Annotated in this window: 16 protein-coding genes; 10 read left to right on the top strand and 6 right to left on the bottom strand. The window is 63.0% G+C overall.

Going from position 1 to position 19,036, the window contains the following annotated elements; all coding sequences use genetic code 11:
- Together kdsA and HY836_RS18000 are read right to left on the bottom strand one after the other, a co-directional pair.
- A partial coding sequence (gene kdsA / locus HY836_RS18005; RefSeq protein ID WP_290679037.1) for a 3-deoxy-8-phosphooctulonate synthase occupies positions 1 to 680 on the bottom strand: 680 nt, incomplete at its 3' end.
- Positions 681 to 703: 23 nt separating this feature from the next.
- Positions 704 to 2,359, bottom strand: a complete 1,656-nt coding sequence (locus HY836_RS18000; RefSeq protein ID WP_290679036.1) for a CTP synthase — start codon at positions 2,357 to 2,359, stop codon at positions 704 to 706.
- Between the two features lie 208 nt (positions 2,360 to 2,567).
- Here HY836_RS18000 and HY836_RS17995 point away from each other — a divergent pair, with 208 nt between their 5' ends.
- From HY836_RS17995 to HY836_RS17980, 4 genes are read left to right on the top strand one after another with little or no spacing between them, the layout of a single operon-like run.
- Positions 2,568 to 3,737 (top strand): acyl-CoA desaturase, encoded by a 1,170-nt coding sequence (locus tag HY836_RS17995; protein WP_290679033.1) that lies wholly within the window; start codon positions 2,568 to 2,570, stop codon positions 3,735 to 3,737.
- Positions 3,730 to 4,842 carry a flavin reductase family protein gene (locus HY836_RS17990; protein ID WP_290679030.1) on the top strand — a complete coding sequence of 371 codons (1,113 nt, stop codon included), beginning with the start codon at positions 3,730 to 3,732 and terminating at the stop codon, positions 4,840 to 4,842. Before HY836_RS17995 ends, HY836_RS17990 begins: the two co-directional genes overlap by 8 nt.
- A gap of 42 nt (positions 4,843 to 4,884) precedes the next feature.
- Positions 4,885 to 5,619, top strand: coding sequence for a 1-acyl-sn-glycerol-3-phosphate acyltransferase (locus tag HY836_RS17985; protein ID WP_290679027.1), 735 nt, complete (start codon positions 4,885 to 4,887; stop codon positions 5,617 to 5,619).
- Complete coding sequence (locus HY836_RS17980) at positions 5,616 to 6,848, top strand: MFS transporter (RefSeq protein WP_290679024.1); 1,233 nt, start codon at positions 5,616 to 5,618, stop codon at positions 6,846 to 6,848. The genes HY836_RS17985 and HY836_RS17980 overlap by 4 nt, the downstream gene beginning before the upstream one ends.
- A gap of 23 nt (positions 6,849 to 6,871) precedes the next feature.
- Here HY836_RS17980 and HY836_RS17975 read toward each other — a convergent pair whose 3' ends face one another.
- From HY836_RS17975 to selD, 3 genes are all read right to left on the bottom strand, one after another.
- Positions 6,872 to 7,699, bottom strand: a complete 828-nt coding sequence (locus HY836_RS17975) for a proteasome-type protease (protein WP_290679021.1) — start codon at positions 7,697 to 7,699, stop codon at positions 6,872 to 6,874.
- Complete coding sequence (mutS, locus tag HY836_RS17970) at positions 7,696 to 10,371, bottom strand: DNA mismatch repair protein MutS (RefSeq protein ID WP_290679053.1); 2,676 nt, start codon at positions 10,369 to 10,371, stop codon at positions 7,696 to 7,698. The genes HY836_RS17975 and mutS overlap by 4 nt, the downstream gene beginning before the upstream one ends.
- Positions 10,372 to 10,495: 124 nt before the next feature.
- Positions 10,496 to 11,548 (bottom strand): selenide, water dikinase SelD, encoded by a 1,053-nt coding sequence (selD, locus tag HY836_RS17965; protein WP_290679018.1) that lies wholly within the window; start codon positions 11,546 to 11,548, stop codon positions 10,496 to 10,498.
- Between the two features lie 45 nt (positions 11,549 to 11,593).
- On the opposite strand from selD, the gene mnmH reads away from it, so the two are divergent.
- Genes mnmH through HY836_RS17945 form a run of 4 tightly spaced genes read left to right on the top strand, consistent with a single transcriptional unit; the run spans position 11,594 to position 15,994 of the window.
- A complete protein-coding gene (gene mnmH, locus HY836_RS17960; protein WP_290679014.1) occupies positions 11,594 to 12,643 on the top strand; it encodes a tRNA 2-selenouridine(34) synthase MnmH in 1,050 nt (349 codons plus the stop codon).
- A 5-nt stretch (positions 12,644 to 12,648) separates the two neighbouring features.
- Complete coding sequence (locus HY836_RS17955) at positions 12,649 to 13,419, top strand: phosphonate ABC transporter ATP-binding protein (RefSeq protein WP_290679011.1); 771 nt, start codon at positions 12,649 to 12,651, stop codon at positions 13,417 to 13,419.
- Positions 13,406 to 15,073 (top strand): ABC transporter permease subunit, encoded by a 1,668-nt coding sequence (locus HY836_RS17950; protein WP_290679008.1) that lies wholly within the window; start codon positions 13,406 to 13,408, stop codon positions 15,071 to 15,073. The genes HY836_RS17955 and HY836_RS17950 overlap by 14 nt, the downstream gene beginning before the upstream one ends.
- Before the next feature lie 54 nt (positions 15,074 to 15,127).
- Positions 15,128 to 15,994 carry a putative selenate ABC transporter substrate-binding protein gene (locus HY836_RS17945; protein WP_290679005.1) on the top strand — a complete coding sequence of 289 codons (867 nt, stop codon included), beginning with the start codon at positions 15,128 to 15,130 and terminating at the stop codon, positions 15,992 to 15,994.
- Positions 15,995 to 16,009: 15 nt separating this feature from the next.
- On the opposite strand, the gene HY836_RS17940 is transcribed toward HY836_RS17945, so the two are convergent.
- Positions 16,010 to 16,492 carry an Lrp/AsnC family transcriptional regulator gene (locus HY836_RS17940; protein WP_290679002.1) on the bottom strand — a complete coding sequence of 161 codons (483 nt, stop codon included), beginning with the start codon at positions 16,490 to 16,492 and terminating at the stop codon, positions 16,010 to 16,012.
- A 165-nt stretch (positions 16,493 to 16,657) separates the two neighbouring features.
- Between HY836_RS17940 and HY836_RS17935 the strand changes: the two genes are divergently transcribed.
- Both HY836_RS17935 and HY836_RS17930 read left to right on the top strand, forming a co-directional pair.
- The gene (locus HY836_RS17935; RefSeq protein WP_290678999.1) at positions 16,658 to 17,926 is read left to right on the top strand and encodes a KamA family radical SAM protein; all 1,269 of its coding nucleotides are present in this window, start codon (positions 16,658 to 16,660) and stop codon (positions 17,924 to 17,926) included.
- Between the two features lie 15 nt (positions 17,927 to 17,941).
- Positions 17,942 to 19,036: an L-erythro-3,5-diaminohexanoate dehydrogenase gene (locus HY836_RS17930; RefSeq protein ID WP_290678997.1), complete on the top strand. Its 1,095-nt coding sequence runs from the start codon at positions 17,942 to 17,944 to the stop codon at positions 19,034 to 19,036.

Here is a 19,036-nt window from a genome sequence, read left to right as displayed (position 1 = left end):
GCTGCACGAGACAGCACGGGCACACACTCGCGCTGCCCGACGGAAGCCGTGCCCTGCCCGCCCGGCAGTTGCAAGGAGTGGGTGGCGTCAATCACGACGGTGGCGCCCGTCTCGCGCATGATGGCCAGCGAGCGCATGTCGGACACGAGGTTGTTGTAGCCGAAGCTCACACCACGTTCGCAAGCCATGAAGTTGTCGTCATTGAGCCCCTTGTCGCGCGCAGCGGCTCGGGCCTTGTCAATGACGTTTTTCATGTCGCCAGGCGCCAGGAACTGGCCCTTCTTGATGTTCACGGGCTTGCCGCACTGGGCCACCGCGTGAATGAAGTCGGTCTGGCGGCACAGGAAGGCCGGCGTCTGCAGCACGTCCACCACCGAGGCCACCATGGGGATCTCGGCTTCAGTGTGCACGTCCGTCAGGATGGGCACGTTCAACTCGCGCTTGACCTTGGCCAGGATCTCCAGGCCCTTCTCCATGCCCGGGCCACGGAAGGACGTGCCGCTGGAGCGGTTGGCCTTGTCGTAGCTCGACTTGAAGATGAAGGGGATGCCCAAGGCAGAGGTGATCTCCTTGAGCGCGCCTGCCGTGTCCATCTGCAACTGCTCGGACTCGACCACGCAAGGGCCGGCGATCAGGAAGAAGGGATGGTTCAGGCCAACGTCGAATCCGCAGAGCTTCATGGCATGTTTCCTCAGCGCCTTGTTCAGGCTGTCTTGTTGGCAGCCTGGTGATCCAGGGCAGCCTTGATGTAGCCGGTGAACAGCGGGTGACCGCCCCACGGTGTCGACTTGAACTCGGGGTGGAACTGCACGCCGACGTACCAGGGGTGAACCGACTTGGGCAGCTCGACCATTTCAGTGAGCTTCTCGCTTTGCGTGATGGCCGAGATCACCAGACCAGCCTCTTGCAGGCGATCGAGGTAGCGCTCGTTGGCTTCATAGCGATGACGATGGCGCTCGGTCACGACCGGGCCATAGATGTCATGCGCGATGGTGCCAGGCTTCACGTCGGAGCTTTGCGCGCCAAGGCGCATCGTGCCGCCCAGGTTCGACGACGCATCGCGCTTTTGCACGGTGCCGTCAGCGTCCAGCCACTCGTCGATCAAGGCGATCACGGGGTGAGGCGTGTTGGGCTCGAACTCGGTGGAGTTGGCGTCCGTCAGGCCAGCCTTGTGGCGCGCGTATTCGATCGTGGCGACCTGCATGCCCAGGCAGATGCCCAGGTAAGGGATGCCGTTTTCACGGGCGAACTGGGCCGCGCAGATCTTGCCTTCCACGCCGCGCTTGCCGAAGCCGCCAGGCACCAGGATGGAGTCGAACTGCTTGAGTTGCGAGACGGTATCAGGCGTCAGCGTTTCGGAATCCACATACTCGATGTTGACGCGAGCATGGTTGTGGATGCCGGCATGACGCAGCGCTTCGTTGAGCGACTTGTACGAATCCGACAGGTCGGTGTACTTGCCGCACATGGCGATGGTGACGGTCTTCTTGGGGTTCTCGACCTCGTAGACCAGGTTGTCCCAGCGCGACAGGTCCGCCGGCTTGGTCTGCAACTGCAGCTTGGTACAGATCAGGTCGTCCAGATGCTGCTCGTGCAGCATGCGGGGCACCTTGTAGATCGTGTCGGCATCCCACACCGAGATCACGCCGGACTCGGGGACGTTGGTGAACAGCGAGATCTTTTCGCGTTCATCATTGGGAATGGCGCGGTCGGCACGGCACAGCAAGGCGTCGGGCTGGATACCGATTTCGCGCAGCTTCTGCACGGTGTGCTGGGTCGGCTTGGTCTTGAGCTCGCCTGCGGCCGCGATGAAGGGCACGTAGGTCAGGTGCACGAAGGCGGCATTGGTCGGGCCGGCCTTCAGGCATAGCTGACGGGCAGCTTCCATGAACGGCAGGGACTCGATGTCACCCACGGTGCCGCCGATCTCGACGATGGCCACGTCCACGGCATCGGGCGTGCCGACACCAGCGCCACGGCGCACGTAATCCTGGATCTCGTTGGTGATGTGGGGGATGACCTGCACGGTCTTGCCCAGGTAATCACCACGGCGTTCCTTTTCGAGAACGCTCTTGTAGATCTGGCCGGTTGTGAAGTTATTGGCCTTCTTCATCCTCGTGGTGATGAAGCGTTCGTAGTGGCCCAGATCCAGGTCGGTTTCAGCGCCGTCGTCGGTCACGAAGACCTCGCCGTGCTGGAAGGGCGACATGGTGCCGGGATCGACGTTGATGTACGGATCCAGCTTGATCAGGGTAACTTTGAGGCCACGAGATTCGAGAATGGCGGCCAGTGACGCGGCGGCGATGCCCTTGCCTAGCGAGGACACCACACCGCCCGTGACGAAGACAAACTTGGTCATTGCGCAAAAGCGCCCGCGGATGAAGCGGGCGCTGCGGTGGTAAAGCGGCATTATAGGGGCTGCAGAGGGGTCTGAACCGTGGATTGCGCCACATCAACCCCCTCGATACTGAGGCCCGGTTAACCCCATGCAGTCTTCTATACTGCGCGGCTTTTGCGTCCCGGCATTTTTTCGCATCGCGCCGCCACCACCCCGGACCTGGCCTTTCATGACCAACAACATCTACACGGGGCGCCCCTCCGCGCTCACCAACGTCGACCCCGCCCTTTTTGACCAGATCGAGAAGGAAATCGACGACATCAAGCAGCGTTATCGCGCCAAGCTGGGGCCCAAGGATATCGCCTACATCAAGGGACTTCGCCGCAATTCTCGCATTTTCGAGGTCATTGGCCGCGGATTGCTGTGGGTGAGCCCCGAACCGATCACATTCTCGCTCGGCGTGTTCTTCACCTTTTTGCACCGCAACATCGAGGCCATCGAAATCGGCCACAACGTGTTGCACGGGCAGTATGACTACTTCCCGGAGCTCCCGCAGTTCCATGCGCATAACTTCAAGTGGAAGGCGCCTGTGGATGAAGAAGGCTGGCGCCGTGAACACAATGGCCTGCACCACGTGCACACCAATGTGTTCGAAATGGACCCCGACCTGAACCACGGCATCCTGCGCACCAATGACCTGACCCCCTGGAACAAGCGACACCTGTTCCAGGTGCCCGTCTACCTGTTCGGCGCGTACCCCACGATGCTGTATCAGTTCAACGCGCAGAACCTGGGCTTCGGGCAGAAATTCCGCGAGCGTGCCTTCCCCGAAGGCAACAAGGGCTACGCCATGGTGGACACGGCCGGCGAGTCGGACGAAGCCCTGGCCAAGCGCAACAGCCGCGCCATCTGGCGCGTTCTGACAAAAGAGTACATCGTGTTCCCGCTGCTGGCGGCGGCTACGGGCTTCTCTGGCCTGAAGGTGCTGCTGGGCAATGCCCTGGCGGACGTGATCAACAACTACTGGGTCAGCATGACGATCCAGGCCACGCATTTCACCGAACCCCTGCAATCGGCTGACGCACTCAAGCACAAGGGCCACTGGTACCTGTCGCAACTGGAGTCGTCGGTGAACTTCAAGGGCAGCCGCCGCATGAGCATCCTGTGGGGCCACCTGAACTACCAGATCGAGCACCACCTGTTCCCCGACATTCCCTCGCACCACTACCCAGACATGGCCAAGGAAGTGAAGGCCGTGTGCAAGAAGTACGGTGTGGACTACAAGTGCAACCCCAACTGGGGCCGCGCCATCCGCAACTACATGTCGGTGATGTGGAAGCATTCATTCCCTCCTGCAACTCAAACCCAAGCGTCCAACGCCGGAACCGGTCATGCTTGACGCCCTGCTTTCCCGCCTGAACCGCTGGGCGCTCCAGCACATCGGCCGCGAGTGGGTGGACTACCTCGCCAGCAACACCATGACGGACTTCAACCGTCGCTGGAACGACTTCATCTGGACTTACGAGCTGCAGGCCATTGTGGTGGGCATCAAGGACGAAGCTCCCGACGTCAAGACCTTGACCCTGATGCCCAACCAGCTGTGGAAAGGGGCCGAGCCAGGCCAGTACATCCCGCTGCGCGCTAACATCAATGGCGAAACCCTCACACGCTATTACAGCCTGTCTCCCATGGAGGGCGACTGTTTCACCATCACCGTCAAACGAATCAAAGGCGGCAAGGTCTCCAACTGGGTGCACGAACACGTGAAGCCCGGCATGGTGCTCGGCATCGGGCAACCACAAGGCCACTTCTGCTACCGCCAGCAATCGAAGATTCTATTCATCAGTGCCGGCGCCGGCATCACGCCTGCCTACTCGATGCTCAAGGCCTTAATGGCGTATCACATCCGCCCCGACATGGCGATGTATGCCCAGTTTGCTTCCGCACAGGACGTGATCTTCAAGGACACCTTACAACGCTGGCGCAGCGAAGGCCTGGCCCTGACCACGGCACTCAGCCGCCCCTCTCCCGACGACAAAGCTTCAGGCCGTTTCGCACCGACGCTGGATGTCAGCAACATCGACACGCTGATACCGGACTTCCGCGAGCGCGACATCTACCTGTGCGGGCCGCAAGGCTTCATGGACAAGGTGGTCAACATCCTCAAGGAAAAAGGCTACGACCTGGGCAAGCTCGACAGCGAGCGCTTTGTGGCCCACGAGATCAAACCTTTGACGCCCGAGGACTTCAAGGCCGCACAGGCCGAGATCTACTTCCGCCATCTGGACCGCCGCGTGCAGTTGACCGAAGACGATCAGGGTCTGAGCCTCATGCAGATTGCGGAGCGCCATCAGGTGCCCATCGAAACAGGTTGCCGCCAAGGCATGTGTGGCACTTGCAAACTGACGCTCAGAGAAGGTGACGTCGTCGGCAATATGTTGGGAAATGCGGTGTATCTTTGCACCGCATTCCCCGCGTCGAACAAATTGGTGCTCGACGCCTGATGGCGCCTGCGGGCGCTCATTGACGCACTTCAAGGTTTAGTCATGCTTCTGCCCCTGCGCATGCTGTTGTTATGCGTGCATTTCGTGCTGGCCAGCGTGCTTGGTCTGCTGATCAGCCTCTGCCGCCCATTCAACCCCGACAACAGTCGCATCGCCGCGCGCCTTTATGCGGTGCCCGCTACCTTCATCATGGGCATGAAGATGCGCCTGGACATCGATGGCGTGCTCAAGCACAAACGCCCGGCCGTGATCGTGGCCAACCATCTGTCGAACTACGACCTGTTCGTGTTCGGGCATGCGGTGCCGCCCCGCACGGTCACGCTGGGCAAGACGAGCCTGAGGTGGATCCCCTTCTTTGGCCAACTCTACTGGCTGGCCGGCAATGTGCTGATCGAGCGTGGCAATGCGGCTCAGGCCAAGAAAGCCATGATGACCACCACGGACACGCTGCAGCACAAGGACATGACGATCTGGGTGTTTGCCGAGGGCACGCGAGGGCACGGCAAAGGCTTTGCGCCGCTCAAGAAAGGGGCCTTCCAGATGGCGATCAATGCAGGTGTACCCGTCATTCCCCTGTGTGGCAACAACTATGTGCGCGGCATGAACCTCAAGCGCTTGCGTGGTGGCACGGTGGTGATGCGGGCTCTTGAGCCCATCCCCACGGCCGGACTGACGCTGGATGACATGCCCGAATTGATGGCCACTTGCCAGGCCCGGATGAAGGCCTGTATCGACGAACTGGACCGCGAAGCCGGCACCACAGCAGCCCAGGCATGAGCGCGCCCGAGCAGAACAGCCAAGGGCAACGCGTTGCCTTGCTGACAGGCCTATACACCGCGCAAGGCATCCCGTTCGGCTTCTTCACGCTGGCGCTGCCCGTGTTGATGCGTGATGCAGGCTGGTCACTGACAGCCATCGGCTTCCTGCAGTTTCTGGCCTTGCCCTGGGGCATCAAGTTCCTGTGGGCACCTGCGCTGGATCACCATGGCTCGCGGCGTAGCTGGCTGCTTTTCTTCCAGTGCAGCGCTTGCCTGATGGCCTTGATCCTGTCTCAATTGGATCTGAAAGCCGGCAGCTTGATTTTGTTTGCGGCGGTCTTCCTGTTCAACATGATCGCTGCGTCCCAGGACGTGGTCACGGACGGTTTGTCTGTTCGCTTGTTGGGCGCCCGGGAGCGCGGATTGGCCAATGCAATTCAAGTGGGCGCCTATCGCCTGGGCATGGTCCTGGGCGGTGGATTGTTGTTGTGGATTTTTGCCCGTGAGGGCTGGCAGGTGATGTTCCTGTGCATGGCTGGTCTGCTGGCGCTCACCATCCTGCCCGTTCTGCCACTCAAGGAACCACCTGCGCACACGGGTGCCGCCAACAAGCCACAGGGGCTGGCACTGGTCATGGGCTGGCTGCATCGCGCGCTGGCGCCTGGCATGCTGGTGTTCTTCGGCCTGATCTTCTGCTTCCGCTTTGGTGACCAGATCCTGAACTCCCTGCTGCCGCCTTTTTTGCTGGATCACGGCGTGAGCAAGAGCACCATCGCCTTGATGAAAGGCGGCGTGGGGTCGGCCACCAGCCTGCTGGGTGCCAGCATCGGGGGCTGGCTGGTGTATCGCCTGGGGCGCCGCAAGGCGATGCTGTTGGCAGGCTTGTCGCAAGCTGCGGGCTTTGGCCTGTACGTGGCCGTGGCTTTCCGGATGGGGGGCGTCGAGCTCTTGTGGGCCGCCACCATTCTGGAGGGCATCGTGGGCACCATGGCCACCGTCGCCTTGTTCACCTTGATGATGGACGCGTCAGACCCCAACCATGCAGGCACCGACTACACCCTGCTGGCCAGCGTGGTGGTGGCCGTCAGCAGCCTGGGCAGCCTCACAGGCGGCGTGCTGGGCGACAAGCTGGGCTATGGCCCGACCTTCCTGATCGCGACAGGCCTGGCGATAGCCGGCACCTTGTTCGTGGTCTGGTGGCTGGACCGCCACCCCGGCAACGAGCGGATCGCCGAGGCCTGGCGCTAGAGCCCAGGGCCCGTCAGCCCGTTTCAGCCGTTGGGTGCCGTGATCTTGCTCAGTGGGTTCATGGCTTGGGCCTGTGTAGGCGCCGCATTGCTGGCCAGATCAGGCTGTTGGCCATCCCAGGTCGGGTCCGGGATGGAATCGAACACCTGGCGCAGACGTTGCCCCCAGCTCGTGCGGATCATGCGGAAATACGCGTTGGTGTCGTCGATGTTGATGAGCTGGTCGACCTTCAAGGCGTCTGCGTCGTACACCATCAGATCCAGCGGCAGGCCCACCGACAGATTGGACTTCAGCGTCGAATCCATCGAGATCAGCGCGCACTTGGCGGCCTCCTGCAAGGGCGTGACGGGCGTGACCACCCGGTCGATTACCGGCTTGCCGTATTTGGATTCGCCGATCTGGAAGTAGCACACGCCGTCGATGCCGGCTTCGACAAAATTGCCCGCCGCATAGACATTGAACAGGCGCATGGTCTCGCCCTTGATCTGCCCGCCGATGATCAGGCTGCAGTTGAAGTCGATGCCGTGCTTTTTCAGGGCCTCGGCATCGCGCGCATGCACCTTGCGCACGGCACTGCCCACAATGCGGGCCACATCGAACAGGCTCTTGGCCGTCCAGATCGTGCAAGGCTCGCCGTCCGAGCCCTCTATGGTTTCGCTGCCCAGCAACTGCTTGACGGCCTGCGTGATGGCCAGGTTGCCTGCAGACAGCAGCACCAGCACGCGCTCGCCCGCCTTCTCGTACACCGTCATCTTGCGGAAGGTGCTGATCTGGTCCATACCCGCGTTGGTACGCGAGTCAGACAGGAAGACGAGTCCGGCATTGAGCCGCATGGCCACACAGTAGGTCATGATGAAATCACCGATTTGAGTTTGTACAGGGCATCCAGCGCTTCACGAGGGGTCAGGGTATCCGGGTCGATGCTGGCCAGCAAGCTCAAAGTTTGCGCTTCGGCAGGCGTCAGCGTTTCATCTGGTGCATTTGCAAGTACCGCGCCACCTCGGGCAGCGGCGTTGGCAGCCAGTTCATCCAGGTTGATGCCGCCAGGCGACTCAACCTGGGCAAACAGGTCGATTTGCTCATCCGAATGGCGCTGCTGGGCTTCGAGAGACTCCAGTGTCGCACGCGCCTGCCGGATCAGCGAATGCGGCATGCCGGCCAGGCGGGCCACCTGCACACCATAACTGCGGCTGGCAGGGCCATGCTGCAGTTCGTGCAGGAAGATGATGTCATCGCCCGACTCGGCCACGCCGACGTGCACGTTCAGCGCACGAGGGTGTTTCTCGGGCAGCGCCGTGAGCTCGAAGTAGTGGGTGGCGAACAGGCAGAAAGACTTGTTCTTGTCGTGCAGATGGCTGGCAATCGCACCGGCCAGTGCCAGGCCGTCAAACGTGGAGGTGCCGCGCCCGATTTCGTCCATCAGCACGAGGGACTGCTCGGTGGCCGTGTGCACGATGGCGGCGGCCTCGGTCATCTCCATCATGAAGGTGGACTGGGCATTGGCAAGGTCGTCTGCCGCGCCGATGCGGGTGTGGATCGCGTCGATCGGCCCGATGCGGCACGATGCAGCCGGCACGTAGGAGCCCATGGCCGCCAGCAAGGTGATCAAGGCCACCTGGCGCATGAAGGTCGATTTACCGCCCATGTTGGGGCCGGTCACGATCATCATGCGGCGGTTGGCATCAAAGCGGCAGTCATTGGGGATGAAGGCCGCACCGCTGGTTTCCATCAAGCGGGCTTCAACCACCGGGTGGCGGCCCTTTTCGATCTCGATGCAGGGATGCGGGCTGAAGTCAGGGCGCGTCCAGCCCAGGGTGGCTGCGCGCTCGGCCAGGGCAGCCAGGCCATCCAGTGTGGACAAGGCTCGCGCCAGCGCCCCCAGCACGGCAATGTGTGACTGCAGGAAGTCGATCAGCTGATCGAACAGGAACTTCTCGCGCGCCAGAGCTCGATCTTGCGCCGACAAGGCCTTGTCTTCAAAGGCCTTGAGCTCGGGCGTGATGAAGCGCTCGGCGTTCTTGAGGGTCTGGCGGCGCTGGTAGTCCAGCGGCACCTTCTCGGCCTGGCTTTGCGTGACTTCGATGTAGAAGCCATGCACCTTGTTGTACTGCACGCGCAGGTTGTGGATGCCCGTGCGCTCGCGTTCGCGGGCCTCCAGCTCCAGCAGGAAGGCGTCGCAGTTCTGCGAAATGGCGCGCAGCTCGTCCAGATCGGCATCGAAGCCTGTGGCGATCACGCCGCCGTCGCGCAGGAGCACGGCGGGCGTTTCCATCAGCATGGCTTGCAACTGGTGCGCGATGCCTGCATCGGGTTGCAAGGCGGTATGCAGTTGGGCCAGCAAGGGTGCGGCATCGGGCACACGCTCGCGCAAGGCGGGCAAGGTCAGCAGGGTGTCGCGCAGGCCGGCCAGCTCACGCGGGCGCACCTGGCGCAAGGCCACGCGGGCGGTGATGCGTTCCACATCGCTCATCTGGCGCAGGGCCTCGCGCACGGACTCGTAACCCTGCTCTATACCCGGCGGGGTCAGCAGGCAGGCGATGGCATCGTGGCGGGCGCGTGCGGTGGCGCGATCACGCAGGGGCTGCGTCAGCCACTGGCGCAAGGCACGGCTGCCCATGCCGGTGCGGCAGGTGTCCAGCAGCGACAGCAGCGTGGGCGAGTCTTCGCCACGCAGGGTCTGGGTCAACTCCAGATTGCGCAGGGTGGCAGGTGGCAGGTCCAGCAGGTCGGTGGTGCGCGGCACCTCCAGCGAGGCCACGTGCGACAGCGCCCTGCCCTGCGTGTGTTCGGCGAAGCTCAGCAAGGCCGCAGCGGCGGCATGGGCCAGGCCCAGATCCTGGGCACCATAGGCCTGCAGGCTGCTCACCTGCAATTGCTCGCACAGCTTGCGCAGGCCCAGGCCTGGGTCGAACTGCCAGGTCGGGCGGCTGGTCATGGCCACGCTCTTGCCGCCTTGTGTCAGCAAGGGCTGCAGCGTGGGCGGAATGCGCTCGCGGTCAAACAGGATTTCGGCGGGTTGCAGGCGCGCCAGCCAGCCGGCTAGATCGCGCTCGGTGCACTCGGTCAGGCCCAGCTTGCCGCTGGACAGCCCCAGCCAGGCCAATGCGCAAGGCACGGCGTGCTCGGCATGGCGGCCGCGTTTGTCCATGACCACGGCCAGCAGCAAGGCGTCCGCGCGCTCATTCAGCAGTTCGGTGTCGGTCAGCGTGCCGGGCGTCACCACCCGCACCACCTTGCGCTCCACCGGGCCCTTGCTGGCGCCGACTTCGCCCACCTGCTCGGCAATGGCCACCGATTCGCCCAGGCGGATCAGCTTGGCGAGGTAGGTCTCGACCGCGTGCACCGGCACGCCAGCCATCACCACAGGCTCGCCAGCGGATTGGCCACGGACCGTCAGGGTGATGTCGATCAGGCGATTGGCCTTGCGGGCGTCGTCATAGAAGAGTTCATAGAAATCTCCCATGCGGTAGAACACGAGCGTGTCAGGGTGCTCCGCCTTGATGCGTAAATATTGCTGCATCATTGGCGTGTGGCCGGCAAATGCGCCATCCGCCAGCGGCTGAGTCTCTGGGCTATTTTTCATTTTTCTCTATACGAATCATCCACTTGGGATGCACCGGGACATACCGGCACTTCCCCGGCGAGCATCATTCAAAGTGCAATTGTCGCGCCTTGTCGGCAGCCGGCGTGGCGAGCTGCCCGATCACCGCGGCATTGGCAAAACCAGCCTGCGCAAACTCGGCCAGGACGGCATCCACCGCATCAGGCGCGCAACTCACCAGCAGACCGCCGCTGGTCTGCGGATCCGAGGCCAGCGCCTGCATCCAGCCTGAGGCAGTTTCCGGCCACACCACATCGGCCCCATAGGCCGCCCAGTTGCGGGCCGAAGCCCCCGTCACGATGCCCTCACGGGCAAACACGGCAGCTTCTTCAATCAAGGGCAGGCAAGCCAACTCGACGCGCGCATCCAGGCCGGAGCCACGGCATATTTCGAGCAGATGCCCCGCCAGGCCGAAACCGGTCACATCCGTCATGGCGTGTACACCTGACAGGCCGCCCAGCACGGTGCCCACGCGGTTGAGTTGCGTCGTGTGGCGCAGCATCTGGGCGTACCCCTCGTCGGTCAGCAGGCCCTTTTTCAATGCAGCAGACAAGATGCCTACGCCCAGTGGCTTGCCCAGCACCAGCACGTCGCCCGCCTGGCCATCGGCATTGCGGCGCACACGGTCAGGATGGACCAGACCCAAGGCCACCAGGCCATAAATCGGCTCCAGCAGGTCAATCGAGTGTCCTCCTGCAATCGGAATGCCGGCATCACGGCAAACCTCGGCACCACCAGACAGGATCTGGCCAATCACCTCCGGCGGCAGCTTGGCGATCGGCATGCCCACCAGGGCCAGCGCCATGATGGGTGTACCGCCCATGGCGTAGATGTCTGACAAGGCGTTGGTAGCGGCAATGCGCCCGAAATCACGCGGGCTGTCCACGATGGGCGTGAAAAAATCGGTGGTGGCCACCAGGGCCTGGCTGTCATTGAGGCGGTAAACGGCCGCGTCGTCGCTGGTCTCCAGCCCCACCATCAGCTCGGGCGGAACGAGGCCTTGTGGCGCGCGTGACAAAATCTCGGCCAGAAGGCCCGGTGCGATTTTGCAACCGCAGCCGCCACCGTGCGAAAACTGAGTAAGGGCAATGGAAGTCATGGGTCAACAGAAGTTCGAAGCGATTGTGCCAGCGGGGGCGCCCCGATGAGCGCTCGTGGGCCCGTTCAAGTGGCCGATCGACACTTGTTTGACTGCCTCATCGACGCCCGCTCGCCTTCGGAGTTCGCGCTCGACCACATTCCTGGCGCCATCAACTGCCCTGTGCTGGACGACGAAGAGCGCCGCATTGTGGGCACCATCTACAAGCAACAAGGCGCCTTTGAGGCCCGTCGCGTGGGCGGCGCCATGGTCGCGGCCAATCTGGCCAGGCATCTGCAAGGCCGTTTTGCCAACATGCCGGCCGACTGGAAACCGCTGGTGTATTGCTGGCGCGGGGGCCTTCGCAGTGGCTCGATGGTGGCCTGGTGGCGCCTGGTGGGCTGGGATGCCCAACAACTGGCTGGCGGCTACAAACGCTGGCGCCAGCATGTGATCGCGCTGCTGGACGCCCTGTGCCCGCAGTTGCAACTGCATGTGGTGAGCGGCGCCACAGGCAGCGCCAAAACCCGCGTGCTGCATGCCTTGGCCGAGCAAGGCGCGCAGGTGCTGGATCTGGAGGGGCTGGCCGCCCACAAGGGCTCGTTGCTGGGTGCCATGCCGGGCGTGGATCAACCGTCCCAAAAAGCATTCGAGACGGCGATGGCAACCGTGATCGAGCGGTTCGACCTGAACAAGCCTGTTTTCGTGGAAGCCGAGAGCCGCAAGATTGGCCGCATCTCGCTGCCCACCTCGCTGATCGAGCGCATGCGGGCCAGCCCATGCCTGGAGATCGACGCGTCTCCCGAAGCTCGCCTCGCTTTTCTGTTGCGCGACTACGCTTATCTGGGCGATGACGGTGCCGCACTGGCAGACAAGTTCGAATCGCTGCGCGCCATGCACGGCAAGGACACCATCGCCCGCTGGCAGGATTGGGCCAGGCAATCGCAGTTGTCGCCCCTGTTTGCCGAACTGACCGAGTTGCACTACGACCCGCTTTATGCCCGCTCGCAGGCGGCGCATTTTCACAAGTGGGCAGAACGCCAGACGGTGCAGGTTGACGCGCTGGATGACGCGTCGATCCAGCAGGTGGCCCGGCACATGCTCGCCCTGATCTGATCGCCATGACAACAACCTTGTCGGCACCCAGCGTGCACTTGCGCCACGTCAGTCGCCATTGGGGCAAACAGGCCGTGCTCCAGGACATCGCCCTGAGCCTGGGTGGTGGGGAGCGCATTGCCCTGATCGGCCCCAGCGGTGCAGGCAAATCCACCTTGATCAGACTGATTGCGGGGGCCTTGCGACCCACCGCCGGTGTGATCGAGGTCAATGGCCGATCGATGGCCGATTTCAGCTGGCGAGCCTTGCAAGCGCACCGATCAAGCTGCCGCATCGTCGAGCAACAGAATCTGCTCGTGCCCCAAGCAACGGTGCACAGCAATGTGATCTCCGGCCTGCTGTCGACCTGGCCCTGGTACAAGGCGCTGCAAGCCGCGGTGATGCCCGTGGAGGCTGATCGTGTGGCCACCCTGCTGCAATCGCTCGACATGGCCCAGCACCAATGGGACAAGGCGAGCGAACTCAGCGGCGGGCAAATGCAGCGTGTGGCCATCGCACGGGCCTTGATCGCCAACCCGGGCTTGCTCCTGGCCGACGAGCCCACGGCCTCGCTGGACCCCAACACGGCCAAGTCCGTCACGCGCCTGATCGTGGATCAGGCAAAGGCTCGCGCGATGTCACTGGTGTTCTGCACGCACTGGTTCGACATCGTCCGACAGGACTGCACCCGGGTGATCGGCCTGCGCGGCGGGCAGGTGATGTTCGACTGCACTCCCGCAGACGCATCGGAAGAACGACTGGCCCAACTGTATGCGGGCAGCCATGAACGCATCTGATCCTGGCTGGCAACGTGAGCGCCAGGCACGCTGGCGTCAGTACGCCATGTGCTTGCTCATCGGTCTGAGCGGATGGCTGTGCCTGACGCTGTCTGGCGCGCAACCCGGCAAGCTGTTTGACAGCGACGGCCTGCGCAATGCCGGGGAGATCCTGTCTGGCATGGCCCATCCCGATTTCTCGGGGGATTTCATCGGGCGTGTCGTCGAGCTGTCCATTGAGAGCCTGTTGATCGGGATCCTGGGTACCGTGATGGCGGTGGTGCTGGGCACCAGCTTGTCCTTCCTGGCGATCACCGTGCCGGATCTGACTGATCCACCCCGCCGTGCGCCCGCCTGGGCTCGCCACAGCCTGGCCGCACTACGCTGGCTGATCCGCCTGGTACTCAGCGTGTTGCGTTCGATCCCGGAGATCGTCTGGGCCTACATCTTCGTGCGCCTCATCGGGCTAGGCCCAGGTGCCGCCGTGCTGGCCATCGGGCTGACGGTAGGCGGCAATATCGGCAAGCTGTACGCGGAACTGGCAGAAGCCGTCGAGCCCCGCGTCATTCAGGCACTGCGCGCCACCGGCGCCTCACGTTGGGCAATCTTTCTACATGGCGTGCTGCCGCAGGTGCGTAGGCAATGGACGGGCTACGCCCTGTTCTGCCTGGAGTGCAATATCCGCATCGGCACCATCCTGGGTGTGGTGGGTGCGGGTGGCCTGGGTAGCGAAATTGCCCTGAGCCTGCGCTACTTCCAGTACGACAAGCTGGCCACCACCTTGCTGGCCGTCCTGGCGTTTGTGGTCGCGCTGGAAGTGATCAGCGCCCATTTGCGGCAACGTGGGCTGCGCTGGTCCCTGGGCTTTGCGACCCTGGGCACCATCTGGGCCCTGCACAAGCTGGAAATCCCGTGGGGAGACCTGTTCACCAGCCAGGCGCCTGCCCTGCTCACCTTTGACAATCTCGTGCTGGATCAGCCCTTTCTGCATACCGTCGTCGCACAGATTGGCGAGACACTGATGATGGCCTGGGTGGCCACATTGGTCTCAGCGTGTGTGGCGTTTGTGCTGGCACCGCTGGCTGCGACGCACCTCATGACGGGCAGCTATCTGGTTGATCCGCCGCGCACAGGCGCCTTGTCTCGACTGGGCCGCCAGGCCGTGAAATGGGCCAGCCGCGCGCTGCTGCAAGGCACGCGCGTGATGCCCGAACTGACCTTGGCACTGGTGTTCGTGGTGTGGGTAGGAGGCGGCCCACTGGCCGGCATCATGGCCATCGCTGTTCACAACATGGGCGTCATGGGGCGCCTGTTTGCCGACGTGTTCGAAGAAGTAGAAAGCGGGCCGCCAGGTGTCCTGCAAGCCCAAGGTGCAGGCGGGCTGGCCACCTTCCTTTTTGGCGTGCTGCCTCAGGTCAAGGCCAGGCTGGCCGCGTTCACACTTTACCGTTTCGAGGTCAACGTGCGTGCGACAGCCATGGTCGGCTTTGTAGGTGCTGGCGGGATTGGCGACGCCTTGAACACGGCCATCAGCCTGTTCCACATGCGCGACCTGAGCCTGCTGTTGTTGACCATGCTCCTGCTGGTGGCCGTGGTCGATGCGATCGGCGACAAGGTCCGCACCCGGATTCTGTCTTCGCCTCATGCCAAACCACTGCTGATCACTTACGCTTGATGGCTGCCGCAACTTGCGCACCGTCTGTCATCTCAACCCTGAAAGACCCTTGCCATGACACCGAATCGCTTCGCCCGCCGCATGTTGCTGCTGGCCCCTTTGCTCGCACTGCATGCCCAGTTCGCCCACGCGGAAGACGTCATCCGCGTATCCGGCATCCCTGACGAGAACCCAACCGAGCTGGCTCGCAAATACCAACCGCTCGTTGATCACCTGCAAAAGCACCTGGGCGTGAAGGTGGTGTACGTGCCCGTGATCGACTACGGCGCCGCCGTGGCCGCATTGGGCGCAGGCAAGGTTGACTTCGCCTGGCTGGGTGGCTTCACCTTTGTGCAGGCCAAGGTGATGTCTGGCGCCAAGCCCGTCGTGATGCGCGACATCGACCGCGAGTTCCACAGCGTGTTCATCGCCAACACCGCGTCCGGCATCAACAAGCCGGAAGACATGCGCGGCAAGAGCTTTGCCTTTGGCTCCAAAAGCTCGACCTCAGGGCACCTGTTCCCACGCTATTTCCTGAGCACCCAGTTCAAGATCGATGCCGACAAGGACTTTGCCGGCGCGCCCATCTACAGCGGCGCCCACGATGCCACGGTGAAGATGGTGGAATCCGGCAAGGTGCAAGCTGGCGCTTTGAACATCGAGGTGTGGCAGCGCCTGGTCGCGGGCGACAAGTTCGACAAGACCAAGGTCAAGGCCGTCTGGACCACCCCGCCCTTTGTGGACTATGTGTGGACCGCCCGCAAGGACCTGCCCGCTGCCACCGTGCAGAAGTTCGCCAACGCCTTCCTGTCGCTGGATGCAACCAAGCCGGAAGAGAAAGCCGTGCTGGATCTGCAAGGCGCGAAGAAGTTCGTGACCGCCAACGTGGATGATTTCAACGTGATCGAGCAGGTGGGCCGCGCGACAGGCTTGCTGAAGTAAGCCGACTGTTCAGGCTCACTCGGGTCGATCCAGCTTGGTCGACAGGACAATCGTTGAAAAGGTGTCGAGCACGCCTTGCACATTGCGGATGCGGTCGATCACCGCATCCAGCTCTTGCGTGGAATCTGTGAGCAACATGGCGCACAGGTCATAACGGCCGCTCACCGAATACAGCTTGGTGATCTCGTGGCGCTTGGCCAACTCCCGCATCACGCTGGGCTCATGGCGGGATTCGATCGAGATCAGCACCATGGCACGGATCACATGGGGCCCGCGCGTGCTGCTCACGCTCACCGTATAGCCGGTGATGACGCCGGCATCTTCCAGCGCCTTGAGCCGCAATTGCGCCGTGCTGCGCGCACAACCCAAGGCCTTGGCGATGTTCACCAGCGGCAGGCGCGCGTTGACCTTCAGCAGCTCGATGAGCTGGTGGTCCAGATCGTCCAGCACGATCCGGCTGGCCGGGCTGGCCCCCTTGGTGGATGCTGACTTGCTCATGTCGCCATTATTTGCATCAAAACGACCGATTTGTTCACCATATTTCAGTCAGATTGACGGTTTTCATCGGCACTTACCCCTCCTAGACTGATACCCATGGACGGCGGTCAAGCCCGTCGCGAGCCTCGCCAGCAGGCCCCGCCCTCCGCTTGCAGGAGCGCCACCATGCCGCACGTTCTAGAGGCCCCTCACGCTGCAGAAGCCCCATCGGCCGAAGTCCCGATCAACTTCGTTCCAGGCAGGCAAGCCCTTCCAGCGCCCGCGTCCTGCAGCACCTCCCCCCGAAAGCTCTTGAGCTGGGATGAACTCCAGGCCTATGACCCTGAGAGCGAACCCTGGCAGAAGCAGTTCTCACGCCGCTACACCCATCACACCGAGCTGATGGGCGTGCTGCACAAGGTCGAAGACGTGGACCACACGGTGTATGACAAGTTCGCCATCTCCGTCACGCCCTATATGGCGCAACTGATGGACCGCGATGATCCGAACTGCCCCATCCGCCTGCAGTACCTGCCCTCCTTCCATGAACAGACCCAGCCCGGCTTTGCCACCATGCTGGACGAACTGGGCGAGGAGCGCGACACCATCCCCGGGACCAGCGTGGTGCACCGCTATCCGCGCCGCGTGCTCTTCCTGGTCAGCAACACCTGCGCGGCCCTGTGCCGCTTCTGCACGCGCAAGCGCATGGTGTCGCAGCCATCAGGCTCGGTTCACAAGGACGAGATCGAAGCCTCAATTGACTACATCGCCAGCAACAAGCACATCGAAGACGTGCTGCTGTCAGGTGGAGACCCGTTGACCTTCACCGACGAGCGCCTCGACGAGATCCTGGGCGCCATCCGCAGCCGTGCACCGCATGTGCGCTTCCTGCGCATCGGCTCGCGCATGGTGGTGCAACTGCCCACCCGCATCACGCCCGAGCTGTGCGCCGTGCTGGAGAAGCACCGCGTGCAGATGGTCAACATCCACATCAACCACCACAAGGAGATCACGCCCCTGCTGCGCCAGCGCGTGAAGATGCTGCAAAAGGCCGGGATAATGATGGGCCTGCAGAGCGTGTGCCTCAAGGGCGTGAACGACAGCGTGGAGGTGATGCGCGAGCTGTTCATGCAGGCCATCGAGATGGGTGTGCGCCCCTACTACGTTTACTCCACCGACATGGTGGAAGGTGCCCACCACTTCATCGTGCCGCATCGCCGCATGCTGGAGCTGTACGAGGGCCTGCGCGGCTGGATCAGCGGCCCGGCCGTGCCCACCTTCATCGTCGATGGCCTGGGCGGGCTGGGCAAGCTGCCCATCATCCCCAGCTATGTGCGCGAAGAGGCCCTGGCGGACGGCAGCGGCACCACCATCCACTGCCGCAACTATGCCGGCAAGACGGTGGAAATGCCGGGCCTGGGGCAGCACTTCAGCCTGCCTTCGCAGAGCAACTGACGGGAGGGCCAGGCCATGTGCGCTCAACTGCCCCATGCCACCCCAGCCATGCTGCATGTGCCGATGCATGCCGGCCAGCACGGTTGCCCCTATGGCACACACCGCGTCCTGCAACCTGCTGGCGTGCTGCCGCAACCCGCCTGGCGCATCGACAACACCATGGCGGCGTATGACAACGAGATCCTGATCGACGTTCAAGCCCTCAACGTGGACGCGGCCAGTTTCACGCAGATCAAGCAGGCATCGCAAGGTGACCCGGACCGCATCGCCGCCACCATCCTCGACATCGTGGCGCAGCGGGGCAAGCTGCACAACCCGGCAACGGGATCGGGCGGCATGTTGATCGGTCGCGTGGCCAGCATCGGTGCCGCGCTGGCTGGCCGGCTCGATCTGGCCGTGGGCGACCGCATTGCCACCATGGTGTCGCTGTCGCTGACACCGCTTCATATCGAGCGCATCCACCATGTGCATCTGGAACAGGATCAGGTGGACATCAGCGGCCAGGCCATCTTGTTTGAAAGCGGCCTGTACGCCAAACTGCCGGATGACATCCCTGAAAAGGTGGCCCTGGCCATCCTGGATGTGGCCGGTGCGCCCGCGCAGACGGCGCGCCTGGTTCAGCCCGGTGACACGGTGGTCGTGGTCGGCGGTGGCGGCAAGTCAGGCACGCTGTGCGTGTACGAGGCCAGAAAGCGCGCGGGGCCTGCAGGCTGCGTGATCGGCATCTCGCCTTTCGAGAAAGATTGCGAACGCATGCGTGAACTGGGCTGGGTCGACCACGCCCTGCGTGTGGACGCCGCCGACGCCGTGGCCATGGCACAAGCCGTATCCACGGCCACACAAGGCAAGCTGGCCGATGTGGTGATCAACTGTGTGAACCTGCCGCACACCGAGATGGGCAGCATCCTGGCCACCCGAGACCGAGGCCGCATCTACTTCTTCTCCATGGCCACGAGCTTCACGGCAGCCTCACTGGGCGCCGAGGGCGTGGGCAAGGATGTGGACATGCTGATGGGCAATGGCTACGCCAAGGGCAACGCGGACTACGCCCTCTCCTTGCTGCGCGAGTCGGCCAGCTTGCGGCACTTGTTCGAGACGCTGTACGTCTGA

The organism is Aquabacterium sp., from assembly GCF_016234775.1.
Taxonomy (GTDB): domain Bacteria; phylum Pseudomonadota; class Gammaproteobacteria; order Burkholderiales; family Burkholderiaceae_C; genus Aquabacterium.
Note: the sequence above shows the minus strand (reverse complement) of the source record. Positions and strands in the feature narration are given on the sequence as shown.

Bases quoted from the DNA above. Each gene is read 5' to 3' on its own strand.
- HY836_RS17930 (WP_290678997.1), top strand. From the start codon at position 17,942: ATGTGCGCTCAACTGCCCCATGCCACCCCAGCCATGCTGCATGTGCCG.
- HY836_RS18000 (WP_290679036.1), bottom strand. From the start codon at position 2,359: ATGACCAAGTTTGTCTTCGTCACGGGCGGTGTGGTGTCCTCGCTAGGC.
- HY836_RS17945 (WP_290679005.1), top strand. From the start codon at position 15,128: ATGACACCGAATCGCTTCGCCCGCCGCATGTTGCTGCTGGCCCCTTTG.
- HY836_RS17990 (WP_290679030.1), top strand. From the start codon at position 3,730: ATGCTTGACGCCCTGCTTTCCCGCCTGAACCGCTGGGCGCTCCAGCAC.
- selD (WP_290679018.1), bottom strand. From the start codon at position 11,548: ATGACTTCCATTGCCCTTACTCAGTTTTCGCACGGTGGCGGCTGCGGT.
- HY836_RS17935 (WP_290678999.1), top strand. From the start codon at position 16,658: ATGCCGCACGTTCTAGAGGCCCCTCACGCTGCAGAAGCCCCATCGGCC.
- HY836_RS17950 (WP_290679008.1), top strand. From the start codon at position 13,406: ATGAACGCATCTGATCCTGGCTGGCAACGTGAGCGCCAGGCACGCTGG.
- HY836_RS17995 (WP_290679033.1), top strand. From the start codon at position 2,568: ATGACCAACAACATCTACACGGGGCGCCCCTCCGCGCTCACCAACGTC.
- HY836_RS17940 (WP_290679002.1), bottom strand. From the start codon at position 16,492: ATGAGCAAGTCAGCATCCACCAAGGGGGCCAGCCCGGCCAGCCGGATC.
- HY836_RS17985 (WP_290679027.1), top strand. From the start codon at position 4,885: ATGCTTCTGCCCCTGCGCATGCTGTTGTTATGCGTGCATTTCGTGCTG.
- mutS (WP_290679053.1), bottom strand. From the start codon at position 10,371: ATGATGCAGCAATATTTACGCATCAAGGCGGAGCACCCTGACACGCTC.
- HY836_RS17980 (WP_290679024.1), top strand. From the start codon at position 5,616: ATGAGCGCGCCCGAGCAGAACAGCCAAGGGCAACGCGTTGCCTTGCTG.
- HY836_RS17955 (WP_290679011.1), top strand. From the start codon at position 12,649: ATGACAACAACCTTGTCGGCACCCAGCGTGCACTTGCGCCACGTCAGT.
- mnmH (WP_290679014.1), top strand. From the start codon at position 11,594: ATGAGCGCTCGTGGGCCCGTTCAAGTGGCCGATCGACACTTGTTTGAC.
- HY836_RS17975 (WP_290679021.1), bottom strand. From the start codon at position 7,699: ATGACCTACTGTGTGGCCATGCGGCTCAATGCCGGACTCGTCTTCCTG.